Source organism: Streptomyces anulatus, assembly GCF_014650675.1.
GTDB lineage: Bacteria > Actinomycetota > Actinomycetes > Streptomycetales > Streptomycetaceae > Streptomyces > Streptomyces anulatus.
Genome location: NZ_BMVK01000014.1, coordinates 157,826 through 171,792, shown reverse-complemented (window position 1 = coordinate 171,792; position 13,967 = coordinate 157,826). Strand labels below are relative to the sequence as shown.

General features: G+C 71.1%; 12 protein-coding genes, 1 tRNA gene and 1 pseudogene. 5 read left to right on the top strand and 9 right to left on the bottom strand.

Features of this window, described 5'->3' with window-relative positions:
• Positions 1 to 93 precede the first annotated feature (93 nt).
• Positions 94 to 868, top strand: a pseudogene (locus tag IE272_RS28970) (response regulator transcription factor).
• Here IE272_RS28970 and IE272_RS28965 read toward each other — a convergent pair.
• Entirely contained in the window at positions 827 to 1,321 is a 495-nt protein-coding gene (locus IE272_RS28965; protein ID WP_050358901.1) for a MarR family winged helix-turn-helix transcriptional regulator, read from the bottom strand. The pseudogene IE272_RS28970 and the gene IE272_RS28965 overlap by 42 nt on opposite strands.
• Positions 1,322 to 1,409: 88 nt before the next feature.
• On the opposite strand from IE272_RS28965, the gene IE272_RS28960 reads away from it, so the two are divergent.
• Together IE272_RS28960 and IE272_RS28955 are read left to right on the top strand one after the other, a co-directional pair.
• Complete coding sequence (locus IE272_RS28960) at positions 1,410 to 2,222, top strand: trans-aconitate 2-methyltransferase (RefSeq protein WP_073960688.1); 813 nt, start codon at positions 1,410 to 1,412, stop codon at positions 2,220 to 2,222.
• On the top strand, positions 2,219 to 2,596 hold the full coding sequence (locus IE272_RS28955) for a VOC family protein (RefSeq protein WP_050358903.1): 378 nt from the start codon (positions 2,219 to 2,221) through the stop codon (positions 2,594 to 2,596). Before IE272_RS28960 ends, IE272_RS28955 begins: the two co-directional genes overlap by 4 nt.
• A 72-nt stretch (positions 2,597 to 2,668) precedes the next feature.
• Here the strand turns inward: IE272_RS28955 and IE272_RS28950 are convergent, their stop codons facing one another.
• Both IE272_RS28950 and IE272_RS28945 read right to left on the bottom strand, forming a co-directional pair.
• The gene (locus IE272_RS28950) at positions 2,669 to 3,355 is read right to left on the bottom strand and encodes a TetR/AcrR family transcriptional regulator (protein ID WP_050358904.1); all 687 of its coding nucleotides are present in this window, start codon (positions 3,353 to 3,355) and stop codon (positions 2,669 to 2,671) included.
• Positions 3,352 to 4,338 carry an acyl-CoA desaturase gene (locus IE272_RS28945; protein WP_050358905.1) on the bottom strand — a complete coding sequence of 329 codons (987 nt, stop codon included), beginning with the start codon at positions 4,336 to 4,338 and terminating at the stop codon, positions 3,352 to 3,354. Before IE272_RS28945 ends, IE272_RS28950 begins: the two co-directional genes overlap by 4 nt.
• A 389-nt stretch (positions 4,339 to 4,727) precedes the next feature.
• On the opposite strand from IE272_RS28945, the gene ppc reads away from it, so the two are divergent.
• Positions 4,728 to 7,457 (top strand): phosphoenolpyruvate carboxylase, encoded by a 2,730-nt coding sequence (gene ppc, locus IE272_RS28940; RefSeq protein WP_050358906.1) that lies wholly within the window; start codon positions 4,728 to 4,730, stop codon positions 7,455 to 7,457.
• Positions 7,458 to 7,485: 28 nt separating this feature from the next.
• Here ppc and IE272_RS28935 read toward each other — a convergent pair whose 3' ends face one another.
• The 6 genes from IE272_RS28935 to IE272_RS28910 all read right to left on the bottom strand — a co-directional run bounded on the left by IE272_RS28935 (position 7,486) and on the right by IE272_RS28910 (position 12,256).
• Positions 7,486 to 7,956 carry a hypothetical protein gene (locus IE272_RS28935; RefSeq protein WP_056703656.1) on the bottom strand — a complete coding sequence of 157 codons (471 nt, stop codon included), beginning with the start codon at positions 7,954 to 7,956 and terminating at the stop codon, positions 7,486 to 7,488.
• 75 nt (positions 7,957 to 8,031) lie between these two features.
• The gene (gene pth / locus IE272_RS28930) at positions 8,032 to 8,625 is read right to left on the bottom strand and encodes an aminoacyl-tRNA hydrolase (protein ID WP_050358908.1); all 594 of its coding nucleotides are present in this window, start codon (positions 8,623 to 8,625) and stop codon (positions 8,032 to 8,034) included.
• Between the two features lie 111 nt (positions 8,626 to 8,736).
• Positions 8,737 to 9,324: a 50S ribosomal protein L25/general stress protein Ctc gene (locus IE272_RS28925; RefSeq protein WP_050358909.1), complete on the bottom strand. Its 588-nt coding sequence runs from the start codon at positions 9,322 to 9,324 to the stop codon at positions 8,737 to 8,739.
• Between the two features lie 207 nt (positions 9,325 to 9,531).
• Positions 9,532 to 10,509: a ribose-phosphate diphosphokinase gene (locus tag IE272_RS28920; protein WP_007455203.1), complete on the bottom strand. Its 978-nt coding sequence runs from the start codon at positions 10,507 to 10,509 to the stop codon at positions 9,532 to 9,534.
• A gap of 119 nt (positions 10,510 to 10,628) precedes the next feature.
• A complete protein-coding gene (gene glmU, locus IE272_RS28915; RefSeq protein WP_073960685.1) occupies positions 10,629 to 12,074 on the bottom strand; it encodes a bifunctional UDP-N-acetylglucosamine diphosphorylase/glucosamine-1-phosphate N-acetyltransferase GlmU in 1,446 nt (481 codons plus the stop codon).
• A 109-nt stretch (positions 12,075 to 12,183) separates the two neighbouring features.
• Positions 12,184 to 12,256 (bottom strand) — tRNA-Gln (locus IE272_RS28910).
• A 166-nt stretch (positions 12,257 to 12,422) separates the two neighbouring features.
• On the opposite strand from IE272_RS28910, the gene IE272_RS28905 reads away from it, so the two are divergent.
• Positions 12,423 to 13,748, top strand: coding sequence for a sensor histidine kinase (locus IE272_RS28905; protein WP_050358911.1), 1,326 nt, complete (start codon positions 12,423 to 12,425; stop codon positions 13,746 to 13,748).
• Positions 13,749 to 13,967 lie beyond the last annotated feature (219 nt).

Sequence of the window (13,967 nt, the reverse complement as noted above, 5' to 3'; positions counted from 1 at the left end):
CGGTGCGAAGGCGGCGGCCGGAGCACAGCGGGCCGCGCCGAGGCCTCCGGGCGCCGTACCCGCAGCTTGTCCGCCCTCACCGATGGGGGTTCTGTGGCGCGTATCCGGGTTCTGGTGGTCGACGACCACCGCATCTTCGCCGAGTCGCTCGCGGCGGCCCTCGCGGCCGAACCGGACGTGGACGTGTCCGCCGCGGGCAGCGGCCCGGCCGCACTGCGCGCCCTGGAGCGCGCCGCCGCCGAGGGGCGCGGTTACGACGTGCTGCTGGTGGACGCCGAGTTGGGCGCCCTGGCGACCGGCGGCGCGCACGCCCTCCCCGTGCCCCGGCAGGAGGAGACGGGCGTCGTCGACGGCATCTCCCTGGTCGCCGGGGTCAGTTCGGGCCGGCCCGCCGTACGGTCGGTGGTGCTCGCCGAGAAGGACGATCCGCGGGCCGCCGCACGGGCGCTCCAGGCGGGGGGCCTCGGGCTGGGTGGCCAAGGACTGCTCGCTGCAGCGGCTGCTGGCGGTGATACGGGGCGTGCTGCGCGACGAGACGCATCTGCCGCCCGCGCTGCTCACCGGCGTACTGCGGGAGCTGACCGCCGCCCGCAAGCACCGCACCGAGAGCGAGCGGCTGGTGGAGTCGCTGACGCCCCGGGAGCGCGAGGTGCTGCGCTGCATGGTGGCGGGGCTCGGCCGCAAGGCGGTCGCGGAGCGGCTGTTCCTGTCCCCGCACACGGTGCGCACCCATATGCAGAACGTGCTGGGCAAGCTCGGGGTGCACTCGACGCTGGCGGCGGTGGCGCTGGCCCGCCGGGCGGGGGTCGGCCCCGCCGAGCACCCGCTAGGGGATGTTGTCGAACGGGGCGGTCAACTGGCGCAGTAGCCCGGCCAGTTCGCCGCGCTGCTGGCGGGAGAGCTCGCCGAGGATGGCGCGCTCCTGGTCGAGCAGTCCGGCCAGCGACTGGTCGGCCTTGTCGCGCCCCTCGGCCGTGAGCCGGACGAGGACGCCGCGCCGGTCGCTCGGGTCGGGCAGTCGCTCGACGAGGTTCTTCTTGGTCAGGCGGTCGATGCGGTTGGTCATCGTGCCCGAGGTGACCAGGGTCTGGGTGAGCAGCTGTCCGGGGGAGAGCTGGTACGGGGAGCCGGCCCGGCGCAGCGACGTCAGGACGTCGAACTCCCACGGCTCCAGGTTGTGCTCGGAGAAGGCTATGCGGCGGGCCCGGTCGAGGTGGCGTGCCAGGCGGGAGACGCGACTGAGCACCTCGAGTGGTTCCACGTCGAGGTCGGGGCGCTCGCGGCGCCATGCAGCGACCAGTCGGTCGACCTCGTCCTCCATGTCGATCAGTGTAGAGGGTCCCTCGATGTGAAGTCTCTTGAATTCAAGTGTCTTGACATCAAGAGACTTTCGGCGTGATCCTGGACCCATGAACGCACCTGACCGGCCTGCCTGGGATCCGCAGCAGTACCTGCGTCACGCGGACCACCGGACCCGCCCCTTCCACGACCTCCTGGCCCGCATCGGCGACCTCCCCGGCCACCCCGCACCCCGCATCGCCGACCTCGGCTGCGGTGCGGGCAACGTCACCGCCCTCCTCGCCGACCGCTGGCCCGACGCCCGGATCACCGGCTACGACACCTCGCGCGAGATGCTCGCCGAAGCCGCTGCCCACGCCCGTCCGCCCCTGCTCGACTTCGCCGAGGCCGACGCCGCGACCTGGGAGCCCACCGAGACGTACGGCCTGATCGTCTCCACCTCCGCACTCCAGTGGATGCCCGGCCACGCCGAACACTTCCCCCGCTGGCTCGACGCCCTCGCCCCCGGCGGCACCCTCGCCTTCCAGGTACCCGGCAACTTCACCGCCCCCAGCCACACCCTCCTGGCCGGCCTCCGTGAATCCGACCGCTGGCGTCCCCTGCTGCACGGCGTCGGCGACCGCACCGCCTCGGTCCTGGACCCCACCGACTACCTCACCCGGCTGCGGGACCTGGGCTGCACGGCGGACGTCTGGGAGACCACCTACCTCCAGACCCTGGGCGGCGACGACGCGGTCCTCGACTGGGTCAAGGGCACCGCCCTGCGCCCCGTCCTCACCGCCCTGGCCGACGATCCGGCGGCCCGCGACGCGTTCCTCACCGAATACCGCGACCTGCTCCGCGAGGCCTACCCGCCCGGCCGCTACGGCACGGTCTTCCCGTTCCGCCGCATCTTCGCGGTCGCCCGCAAGGAGAAGCCGTGACCGCTCCGGTGGGCCTCGCCGCCGTCGACCACGTACAGCTCGCCGCCCCGCCCGGCTCCGAGGACGCCCTGCGCGCCTTCTACGCCGACGCCCTGGGCATGGCCGAGATCCCGAAACCCCCGGTGCTCGCCGCCCGGGGCGGCTGCTGGTTCGCCTCCGGCCCGGTCCAGCTCCACCTGGGCGTCGAGGAGGACTTCCGCCCCGCGAAGAAGGCCCATCCCGGTCTGCGCGTCACCGGCATCGAGGCGTACGCCGCCCGCCTGGAGACCCATGGCGTCCGCGTCGAGTGGGACGGTGCCCTTCCCGGCCACCGCCGCTTCTACGCCCACGACCCGGTGGGCAACCGGCTGGAGTTCCTGGAGCCGGAGGTGTGATCGACCCGCTCCCCTAGGGCCTGTCGTCAAACTGCCGTCTGCCGGGCGACGACGGCAGTTTGACGACAGGCCCTAGCTCTTCCGGTGCCCTATCAGCCGAGGCTTCGCCTCCAGGTTCTCCAGGCCGTGCCAGCACAGATTCACCAGATGGGCGGCGACCTCGGCCTTCTTAGGCTTGCGCACGTCCAGCCACCACTGGCCCGTCAGCGCCACCATGCCCACCAGCGCCTGCGCGTACAGCGGGGCCAGCTTCGGATCGAAGCCCCGGGCCTTGAACTCCAGGCCCAGGATGTCCTCCACCTGCGTGGCGATGTCACTGATCAGCGAAGCGAACGTCCCCGTCGACTGCGCCACCGGCGAATCCCGCACCAGGATCCGGAAGCCGTCCGTGTACGACTCGATGTAGTCCAGCAGTGCGAACGCCGCCTGCTCCAGCAGCTCGCGCGGATGGCCCGCCGTGAGCGCCCCCGTCACCATGTCCAGCAGCTGACGCATCTCGCGGTCGACCACCACCGCGTACAGGCCCTCCTTGCCGCCGAAGTGCTCGTACACCACCGGCTTGGACACCCCGGCACGCGCCGCGATCTCCTCCACCGAAGTGCCCTCGAAACCCTTGTCGGCGAACAGGGCGCGCCCGATGTCCAGCAGCTGCTCGCGGCGCTCCTTGCCCGTCATCCGGACCCGCCGGGCCCGGCGGGAGGGGGAGGTCCTGCTCTTCTCGCTGCTCGTGCTGCCGTCGGTCGCCACGTCGTCAATCATGCCGCGTCGGCCGGAACGGACGTGCGCCGGGACTCGATACGCCCGGCATCCGGCCACCGCACATCCGTGGCCCAGCCCAGCTTCTCGAACCAGCGGATCAGCCGGGCGCTGGAGTCGATCTGCCCCTTCATCACACCGTGCCGGGCGCTCGTCGGATCCGCGTGGTGCAGGTTGTGCCAGGACTCGCCGCACGACAGCACCGCCAGCCACCACACGTTCCCCGACCGGTCACGGGACTTGAAGGGCCGCTTGCCCACCGCGTGACAGATCGAGTTGATCGACCAGGTCACATGGTGCAGCAGCGCCACCCGCACCAGCGAACCCCAGAAGAACGCCGTCGCCGCACCCCACCACGACATCGTCACCAGGCCGCCGACCAGCGGCGGAATCGCCAGCGAGACGATCGTGAAGGAGAGGAAGTGGCGCGAGACGCCCCGGATCGCCGGGTCCTTGATCAGATCGGGGGCGTACTTCTGCTGCGGCGTCTGCTCCTCGTCGAACATCCACGCGATGTGCGCCCACCACAGCCCCTTCATCAGGGCCGGCAGGCTCTCCCCGAACCGCCACGGCGAATGCGGATCACCCTCCGCGTCCGAGAACCGGTGGTGCTTGCGGTGATCGGCCACCCACCGCACCAGGGGTCCCTCCACCGCCAGCGAGCCCATCACGGCCAGCGCGATCCGCAGCGGACGCTTCGCCTTGAACGAACCGTGCGTGAAATACCGGTGGAAGCCGATCGTGATCCCGTGGCAGCCGATGAAGTACATCGCCACCAACAGCCCCAGGTCCAGCCAGCTCACCCCCCGGCCCCACGCCAGCGGCACCGCCGCGACCAGGGCCACGAACGGCACCACGATGAACGCCAGCAGCGCGAACTGCTCGATCGACCGCTTCTTCTCCCCGCCCAGGGTGGCGGGGGGCAGCGAGGCCTCGGCGGCCCCGGGCGGCTCGGTCTCGTCGATCACATGGGGAGTGCTCGGCATGGGGGGATACCTCTGAGGGTGAGGGAGGAGACGCGGACGGCCATGGCTACGGTTCCGTAACCTACGGCTTGGTAAGTATGGCAGTGACGGGGCCCACAACACGAGAGGCCGCTCCAACCCGTCCCGCGCGGTAGCCCGCCCGCCCCCGGGGTAAGGGGTAGGGGGTGTCGCGCGACGACCGCGCCCCCGCCGGGGCAGCGGACACGCCGCCTGCGACGACACCTATCCTGAGAGGGTCGGACAGCGCGGTCCGCACCCGCTCGTCGGGGCGTGGCGACAGCACCGCTGCCAGCCGCAGGGCCCCGGACCCCGCCACCCGTCCCCACCACCACGCACGTGGGACGGCGAAGCGAACGCACCTCCTCATTCACTGCAAGGAGCCGCACACTGTGAGCAGTGCCGACCAGACCCCTGCCGCCAGCCCCGCGCTGCGCGCCGACATCCGCCGCCTCGGCGACCTCCTCGGCGAGACCCTCGTACGCCAGGAGGGCCAGGAGCTCCTCGACCTCGTCGAGCGGGTCCGCGCCCTGACCCGCACCGACGGTGAAGCCGCCGCCGAGCTCCTCGGTGACACGGACCTGGAGACGGCGGCACAGCTCGTGCGCGCCTTCTCCACCTACTTCCACCTCGCCAACGTCACCGAGCAGGTGCACCGCGCCCACGAGATGCGCGACCGCCGCGCGGCCGAGGGCGGCCTGCTGGCCCGCACCGCCGACCGGCTCAAGGATGCCGACCCCGAGCACCTGCGCGAGACGGTCAAGAACCTCAACGTCCGGCCCGTCTTCACCGCACACCCCACCGAGGCCGCCCGCCGCTCGGTCCTCAACAAGCTCCGCCGCATCGCGGCCCTCCTGGAGACCCCGGCCATCGAGGCCGACCGCCGTCGCCTGGACCTCCGTCTCGCCGAGAACATCGACCTGATCTGGCAGACCGACGAACTCCGTGTAGTCCGCCCGGAGCCCGCCGACGAGGCCCGCAACGCCATCTACTACCTCGACGAACTCCACGCCAACGCCGTCGGGGACGTCCTGGAGGACCTCGCCGCCGAGCTGGAGCGCGTCGGCGTCGAACTGCCCGCCGGAACCCGCCCCCTCACCTTCGGCACCTGGATCGGCGGCGACCGCGACGGCAACCCCAACGTGACGCCCGCCGTCACCTGGGACGTCCTGATCCTCCAGCACGAGCACGGCATCACCGACGCCCTGGAGATGATCGACCACCTCCGCGGCCTCCTCTCCAACTCCATCCGCTACGCCGGAGCCACCGAGGAACTCCTCAGCTCCCTCCAGGCCGACCTGGAGCGCCTCCCCGGCATCAGCCCCCGCTACAAGCGGCTGAACGCCGAGGAGCCCTACCGCCTCAAGGCCACCTGCATCCGGCAGAAGCTCGTCAACACCCGCGAGCGCCTCGCCGAGGGCACCCCCCACCGCCCCGGCTGCGACTACCTCGGCACCGCCGAGCTCATCGCCGACCTGGAGCTCATCCAGACCTCCCTGCGCGCGCACAAGGGCGGCCTCTTCGCCGACGGCCGGATGGACCGCACCATCCGCACCCTCGGCGCGTTCGGCCTCCAGCTCGCCACCATGGACGTACGCGAGCACGCCGACGCCCACCACCACGCCCTCGGCCAGCTCTTCGACCGGCTCGGCGAGGAATCCTGGCGCTACGCCGACATGCCCCGCGACTACCGGCAGAAGCTCCTCGCCAAGGAGCTGCGCTCCCGCCGGCCGCTGGCCCCCACCCCGGCCCCGCTCGACGCGGCCGGCGAGAAGACCCTCGGCGTCTTCCACACCATCAAGCAGGCCTTCGAGCGCTTCGGCCCCGAAGTCATCGAGTCCTACATCATCTCGATGTGCCAGGGAGCCGACGACGTCTTCGCCGCCGCCGTCCTCGCCCGCGAGGCCGGACTCGTCGACCTCCACGCCGGCTGGGCCAAGATCGGCATCGTCCCGCTCCTGGAGACCACCGACGAGCTCAAGGCCGCCGACGTCATCCTCGACGAGATGCTCGCCGACCCCTCCTACCGACGCCTCGTCTCCCTGCGCGGCGACGTCCAGGAGGTCATGCTCGGCTACAGCGACTCGTCCAAGTTCGGCGGCATCACCACCTCGCAGTGGGAGATCCACCGCGCCCAGCGCCGACTGCGCGACGTCGCCCACCGCTACGGCGTACGCCTGCGCCTCTTCCACGGCCGCGGCGGCACCGTCGGCCGGGGCGGCGGCCCCTCCCACGACGCGATCCTCGCCCAGCCCTGGGGCACCCTGGAGGGCGAGATCAAGGTGACCGAGCAGGGCGAGGTCATCTCCGACAAGTACCTCATCCCCGCCCTCGCCCGCGAGAACCTGGAACTGACCGTCGCGGCCACCCTCCAGGCCTCCGCCCTGCACACCGCGCCCCGCCAGTCCGACGAGGCCCTCGCCCGCTGGGACGCGGCGATGGACACCGTCTCCGACGCGGCCCACGGCGCCTACCGCAAGCTCGTCGAGGACCCCGACCTGCCCGCGTACTTCCTCGCCTCCACCCCGGTGGACCAGCTCGCCGACCTGCACCTGGGCTCGCGGCCCTCCCGCCGCCCCGGCTCGGGCGTCTCGCTCGACGGCCTGCGGGCCATCCCGTGGGTCTTCGGCTGGACCCAGTCCCGGCAGATCGTGCCCGGCTGGTACGGCGTCGGCTCCGGCCTCAAGGCCCTGCGCGAAGCCGGTCTCGACACCGTCCTCGACGAGATGCACGAGCACTGGCACTTCTTCCGGAACTTCCTCTCCAACGTGGAGATGACGCTCGCCAAGACCGACCTGCGGATCGCCCGGCACTACGTCGACACGCTCGTCCCCGACGAGCTGAAGCACGTCTTCGACGCCATCGAGGCCGAGCACGCGCTGACCGTCAGGGAAGTCCTCAAGGTCACCGGATCCACCGAACTGCTCGGCACCAGCCCGGTGCTCCAGCAGACCTTCGCCATCCGTGACGCCTACCTGGACCCGATCTCCTACCTCCAGGTATCGCTGCTGGCCCGCCAGCGCCAGGCGGCCGAGCGCGGCGAGGAAGCCGACCCGCTGCTCGCCCGCGCCCTGCTGCTCACCGTCAACGGCGTCGCGGCAGGCCTGCGCAACACCGGCTGACCGCAGGGAAGACCCCGGGGCGGTCCTGTTACAGCGCGACGAACGTCGCCACCAGCAGGGCCGCCCCCGCCGTACCGGCACCCCACGCCGTCCGCGACATGCGCAGCCCGCCGCCGATCACGAACGCGGCCAGCACCATCGCCCCGCCCAGCGGCACCCACGCATGCAGAAAGCCCGGCACCCCCGTGCGGACCACCGCATCGGTGCCGGGCTTCACCACCACGGGGAAACGATCCCCCTTCCGCGCCGCGACGGACCGGTCCACGCTCACCTCCGGGCGCTCCCGCGACGCCGCGTCCGGTTCGTACGAACCGGTGCACGTCTCCTCGCCGCACCCCGTCACCGTCACGGTGCCGTGGTCACGGCCCTTGGCCAGAATGATGTGGTGCGCGGTGTTCCACGACGACCACGCACCCGCGACCAGCAGCACCAGGACGACCAGTCCCATGGCCGCCCGACGGCCCGCGAGCGCCGCACGCTGGGAAGAGCTCCGTTTCATGGGGGCCGATCCTTGGCCAGACCCGCACCCCGGGTCAACCCGTGGCCGAAGAACGTCCCACCAGCACCAGGAATGTCAGGAGTTGTACGCGCTCTGCGCCCGCTCCAGACCCTCCGCGAGCAGACACTCCACCGAGTCCGCCGACCGGTCCACCAGGAACTCCAGCTCCTTGCGCTCGGTCGACGAGAAGTCCTTCAGCACGAAGTCCGCGACCTGCATCCGACCCGGCGGCCGCCCGATCCCGAACCGCACCCGGTGATAGTCCGGACCCATCGCCTTCGTCATCGACTTCAGCCCGTTGTGCCCGTTGTCGCCGCCGCCCAGCTTCAGCCGCAGCATCCCGTAGTCGACGTCCAGCTCGTCATGGACCGCCACGACGTGATCCGTCGGCACCTTGTAGAAGTCCCGCAGCGCCGTCACCGGCCCGCCCGACAGATTCATGTACGACATCGGCTTCACCAGGATCACCCGGCGGCTCGCCGGACCCGGCGGGCCCATCCGCCCCTCCACGACCTGCGCCTGGGCCTTCTGCGCCCGCTTGAACTTCCCGCCGATCCGCGTCGCCAGCAGATCGGCGACCATGAACCCGACGTTGTGCCGGTTCGCCGCGTAGTCGGGACCGGGATTGCCCAGGCCCACGATGAGCCAGGGGTCGGTGGCGTCGGACATCAGCGCTCGGTCTCCTCGCACGCAGGGGGATGGCAGGCAAACGGGGCGGCGGCTCCCGGAAGGGAGCCACCACCCCGTCAGTCAAGCAGGTGGAACGGTGAGCCGTGGGGCTCAGGCCTCGGCGGCGGCCTCGTCGCCCTCGCCCGCGGCCGGCTCCTCGGCCTGCGCGGCGACGACCTGGATCACGATGGCGTCCTCGTCGCCGGCCAGCACGGAGCCCTTGGGCAGCGCGATGTCCTTGGCCTGGATCGAGTCACCGGCGTCCAGACCCGCGACGGAGACCGTCACGGACTCGGGGATGTGGGTGGCCTCGGCCTCGACGAGCAGCGTGTTCTGCACGAACTCCAGCAGGTTGGCGCCCGGCGCCAGGTCGCCCTCGGCGTGCACCGCGATCTCGACCTGGACCTTCTCGCCGCGCTTCACGGTCAGCAGGTCGACGTGCTCGATGCTGCTGCGGAGGGGGTGACGCTGCACGGCCTTGGGGATGACCAGCGTGTCCTTGCCGTCGATCTCCAGACCGATCAGGACGTTGGCCGTACGGAGCGCGAGCTGCAGCTCGTGGCCCGGCAGCGTGACGTGGACCGGCTCGGCGCCGTGGCCGTAGACGACCGCGGGAACGCGGTTGGCGCGACGCACGCGGCGGGCGGCGCCCTTGCCGAACTCGGTACGGACCTCGGTGGCGAGCTTGATCTCAGCCATGGTTGCACTCCTCGTCAGGTGGGTGAGCCGTCGGGAGACGGAACACGAACGGTCACCCGGCCCACGACAGGCCTGCTACGAAGAGCGCGTCGATAACGGACCGCCGTACACACAGGTACGGCCTCCCTCGCCGAGCAACTCGCTGAGTCTACCCGGCGGGGAGGCCGCACCCCAAAGTGGATCACCGGAGGGTGATCGTCACTGCTGTCAGCCCTGCTCCTCGAAGAGGCTCGTCACCGAACCGTCCTCGAACACCTCACGCACCGCACGCGCGATCGTCGGCGCGATCGAGAGCACCGTGATCTTGTCCAGCTCCAGCTCGCCCGGCGTCGGCAGCGTGTCCGTGAACACGAACTCGCTCACCTTCGAGTTCTTCAGCCGGTCCGCCGCCGGACCCGACAGCACCCCGTGCGTCGCCGTCACGATGACGTCCTCCGCACCGTGCGCGAACAGCGCGTCCGCGGCGGCGCAGATCGTGCCACCGGTGTCGATCATGTCGTCGACCAGCACACAGACCCGGCCCTCGACGTTGCCCACGACCTCGTGGACGGAGACCTGGTTCGGCACGTCCTTGTCGCGGCGCTTGTGCACGATCGCCAGCGGCGCGTCCAGCCGGTCGCACCAGCGGTCGGCGACCCGCACACGGCCCGCGTCCGGCGACACGATCGTCAGCTTGGAACGGTCGACCTTCGCGCCCACGTAGTCCGCCAGGATCGGCAGCGCGAACAGGTGGTCCACCGGGCCGTCGAAGAAGCCCTGGATCTGGTCCGTGTGCAGATCGACGGTGAGGATCCGGTCCGCACCCGCCGTCTTCATCAGGTCCGCCACCAGACGGGCCGAGATCGGCTCGCGGCCACGGTGCTTCTTGTCCTGGCGGGCGTACCCGTAGAACGGCACGATCACCGTGATGGAGCGGGCCGAAGCGCGCTTCAGCGCGTCCAGCATGATCAGCTGCTCCATGATCCACTTGTTGATCGGAGCCGTGTGGCTCTGGATCAGGAAGCAGTCCGCGCCACGTGCCGACTCCTGGAACCGCACATAGATCTCACCGTTGGCGAAATCGAACGCCTTCGTCGGCACGAGACCGACTCCCAGCTGATGGGCGACCTCCTCGGCCAGCTCGGGGTGGGCGCGGCCGGAGAAGAGCATCAGTTTCTTCTCGCCGGTCGTCTTGATCCCGGTCACAGCACAGTCTCCTCAGACGTGTATCTGGCGCTGCACGCATAGGTCCCGATGTGCAACGAGCCAGCCGAAATGGGTGAGCATCTATCACGGTACGCCGTCACCGGCGCACCTGTTTCCGGTCAGCTTTGCCCGTCGGTCTCCTGCGACGACGCCTGAGCGGCCTGCGCGGCCGCGCTGCCCGGACGCTTCCGGGCCACCCAACCCTCGATATTCCGCTGCTGGCCCCGCGCCACGGCCAGCGAACCGGCGGGCACGTCCTTGGTGATGACCGACCCGGCGGCGGTGTAGACCCCGTCCCCGACCGTGACGGGCGCCACAAACATATTGTCCGAACCGGTACGGCAGTGGGAGCCGATCGTCGTGTGGTGCTTGGCGACGCCGTCGTAGTTCACGAAGACGCTCGCCGCACCGATGTTGGTGTGGTCGCCGATCGTCGCGTCACCGACGTAGCTCAGGTGCGGGACCTTCGTCCCTTCCCCGATCGTGGCGTTCTTCATCTCCACGTACGTACCGGCCTTGGCCTTCGTCCCCAGCCGGGTCCCCGGCCGCAGATACGCGTACGGGCCGACGAGCGCCCCCGCCCCGATCTCCGCCGAGAGCGTCACCGAGTTGTCCACCCGGGCGCCGGCCCCGACGACGGTGCTCTCGATCCGCGAGTTCGGTCCCACCTCGCTGTCCTCCGCGAGGTGCGTGGTCCCCAGCAGCTGGGTCCCCGGGTGCACGACCGCGTCCCGCTCGTACGTCACCGTCGCGTCGATCAGCGTGGACGCCGGGTCCACCACGGTCACGCCCGCGAGCATCGCCCGCTCCAGCAGCCGCTCGTTCAGCAGCCGGCGCGCCTCGGCCAGCTGGAGCCGGTTGTTGATGCCGAGGATCTCGCGGTGGTCGCCCGCCACGGACGCCCCGACCCGGTGCCCGGCCTCGCGCAGGATGGACAGCACGTCGGTGAGGTACTCCTCGCCCTGGCTGTTGTCGGTGCGCACCTTGCCCAGCGCGTCGCCCAACAGCCGCCCGTCGAACGCGAACACCCCGGAGTTGATCTCCCGGATCGCCCGCTGCTCGTCGGTGGCGTCCTTGTGCTCGACGATCTCGGTGACCGCGCCGGTGGCGGAGTCGCGCACGATGCGTCCGTAGCCGGTGGAGTCGGGGACCTCGGCGCTCAGGACGGTGACCGCGTTGGCGTCGGCGGCGTGGGTGGCGGCGAGCGCGCCGAGCGTCTCGCCCGACAGCAGGGGGGTGTCGCCGCAGACGACGATCACGGTGCCCTCGACGTTCCCGCCCAGCTCCTCAAGACCCATGCGGACGGCGTGCCCGGTCCCGTTCTGCTCGGCCTGGAACGCGGTGCGCACGGCGTCGCCGGCGTTCAGGTGTGCGGTGACCTGCTCGCTGGCATGGCCGACGACCACGACGAGGTGCTGGGGGTCCAGCTCGCGGGCGGCGGCGACGACATGTCCGACGAGCGAGCGCCCGGAGATCTCGTGCAGAACCTTGGGGGTCTTCGACTTCATGCGGGTGCCCTCACCCGCTGCGAGGACGACGACGGCTGCCGGGCTGGTTGCGCTCACGGATGTGCCCTTCGGCTTCGGGTGGTGGTCATCCGCAGGATACCGGGGGTGTTTCCGCACGAAACGGGGGCGGGCCCCGACCGGTGTGGTCGGGGCCCGTGTGCCGAGGCTCCCCCATCAGGATTCGAACCTGAACATACGGTACCAAAAACCGCAGTGCTGCCTGATTACACCATGGGGGAATAATTCCGACTGAACCGGACATTGTCCCGGCCCGTCGGATCGGCACCCAACACTATGCCGTACGGAGCACCTTCTACGCGACGACGAAGCTCCGCACTCCCGGCCCGGTGCGCGCCGTTGCCGGTCACCGGAAATTGGGATGCGTCCGCCCGTAGGCTGGATGCCATGACCGCAACGGGGGCAGACCGGGAAGCGGCGGGATCGACCACCCGCGGCTACTGGTGGTGGGAGCGGCGACGCAGTGTCGCCCTGGACGTGGGACTGGCGCTGGTATCGGCGCTGGAGTGTGGCCTGGAGGGGGTGGAGTTCGCCCGGAACACCGGGATACCGGTGCCGGTGGGCGTGGTGTTCGGACTGCTGGCGGGTTCGGTGCTGCTGGTACGCCGGCGGTGGCCGATCGTCGTGGTGCTCGTGACGATCGCGATGACGCCCGCCGAGATGGGCTTCCTGATGGCCCTCGTGGGCCTCTACACGCTGGCCGCGTCCGAGGTGCCGCGCCGGATCACCGTCGTCCTGGCGGGGATGGCGCTGGTGGGGACGTTCATCGTCACCTACGTACGGCTGCGGCAGAGCGTGGCCGAGCAGGCCGACTTCGGGCCGGGGGACTGGTACGTCCCGCTGATGTCCGTCTTCATGGCGGTGGGGCTCACGGCCCCGTCCGTGCTGTTCGGCCTCTACATAGGGGCCAGACGGCGGCTGATGGAGAGCCTGCGGGAGCGGGCCGATTCGCTGGAGCGGGAGCTGTCGCTGCTCGCGGACCGGGCCGAGGAGCGGGCCGAGTGGGCGCGTACGGAGGAGCGGACCCGGATCGCCCGGGAGATGCACGACGTGGTCGCGCACCGGGTGAGCCTGATGGTGGTCCACGCCGCGGCCCTCCAGGCCGTCGCGCCGAAGGATCCGGCGAAGGCCGTGCGCAACGCGGCGCTGGTCGGGGACATGGGACGGCAGGCGCTGACGGAGTTGCGCGAGATGCTCGGCGTGCTGCGCACCGGGGACGCGCTGACCGCGCCGGCCGCCGCGGGAGCGGTTCCGCTGGCGTCGGTGAGACAGGCGGCCGTCGCGGCCGCCGCCACCGCCGCGTCCGAGGACGGGCCCCGGCTGCACGAGCTGGAGGCGTTGGTGGCGCAGTCGCGGCAGGCGGGGATGACCGTCGAACTGTCGGTCGACGGTGAGCTGCGGCCGTATCCGCCGGAGGTCGAGCAGACGGCGTTCCGGGTGGTGCAGGAGGCGCTGACGAACGTGCACAAGCACGCGGCGGGCGCGAAGACATGGGTGCGGCTGGCGCATCGGGAGGCCGAGGTCGCGATGCAGGTGGAGAACGGCCCTTCGGACGCGGCGGCGGCGGACGCGGGGCTGCCGAGCGGGGGGAACGGGCTTGTGGGGATGCGGGAGCGGGTGCTGGGGCTGGGGGGCGTGTTCGTGTCCGGCCCGACGGACGCGGGAGGCTTCCGTGTCTCGGCGGTCCTCCCCACAACCCCGACCAACCCCTGAACCCGACCGGCCACTTCAGCCCGCCCGGCGTGCGAGGGCCGGCCCTTCAGCACGTTCTGCGGGCGGGCGCCGGCCCTTCCTGCTGCCCGGCGTGCGGGGGCCGGCCATTCCAGCCCGTCCGGCGTTTGAGGACGGAACCCTGGCTGTGGGGAGCGGCGACCCTTCCGTGTCCGGGAAGCGATGGTGCCCGTTCGTCCCGAGCGACGGTTCCGTCCTCAA

Coding starts and splice junctions, on each gene's coding strand:
- IE272_RS28925 (WP_050358909.1), bottom strand. CDS start 9,324: ATGGCTGAGATCAAGCTCGCCACCGAGGTCCGTACCGAGTTCGGCAAG.
- IE272_RS28945 (WP_050358905.1), bottom strand. CDS start 4,338: ATGCCGAGCACTCCCCATGTGATCGACGAGACCGAGCCGCCCGGGGCC.
- IE272_RS28950 (WP_050358904.1), bottom strand. CDS start 3,355: ATGATTGACGACGTGGCGACCGACGGCAGCACGAGCAGCGAGAAGAGC.
- IE272_RS28965 (WP_050358901.1), bottom strand. CDS start 1,321: ATGGAGGACGAGGTCGACCGACTGGTCGCTGCATGGCGCCGCGAGCGC.
- IE272_RS28905 (WP_050358911.1), top strand. CDS start 12,423: ATGACCGCAACGGGGGCAGACCGGGAAGCGGCGGGATCGACCACCCGC.
- IE272_RS28935 (WP_056703656.1), bottom strand. CDS start 7,956: ATGAAACGGAGCTCTTCCCAGCGTGCGGCGCTCGCGGGCCGTCGGGCG.
- pth (WP_050358908.1), bottom strand. CDS start 8,625: ATGTCCGACGCCACCGACCCCTGGCTCATCGTGGGCCTGGGCAATCCC.
- IE272_RS28960 (WP_073960688.1), top strand. CDS start 1,410: ATGAACGCACCTGACCGGCCTGCCTGGGATCCGCAGCAGTACCTGCGT.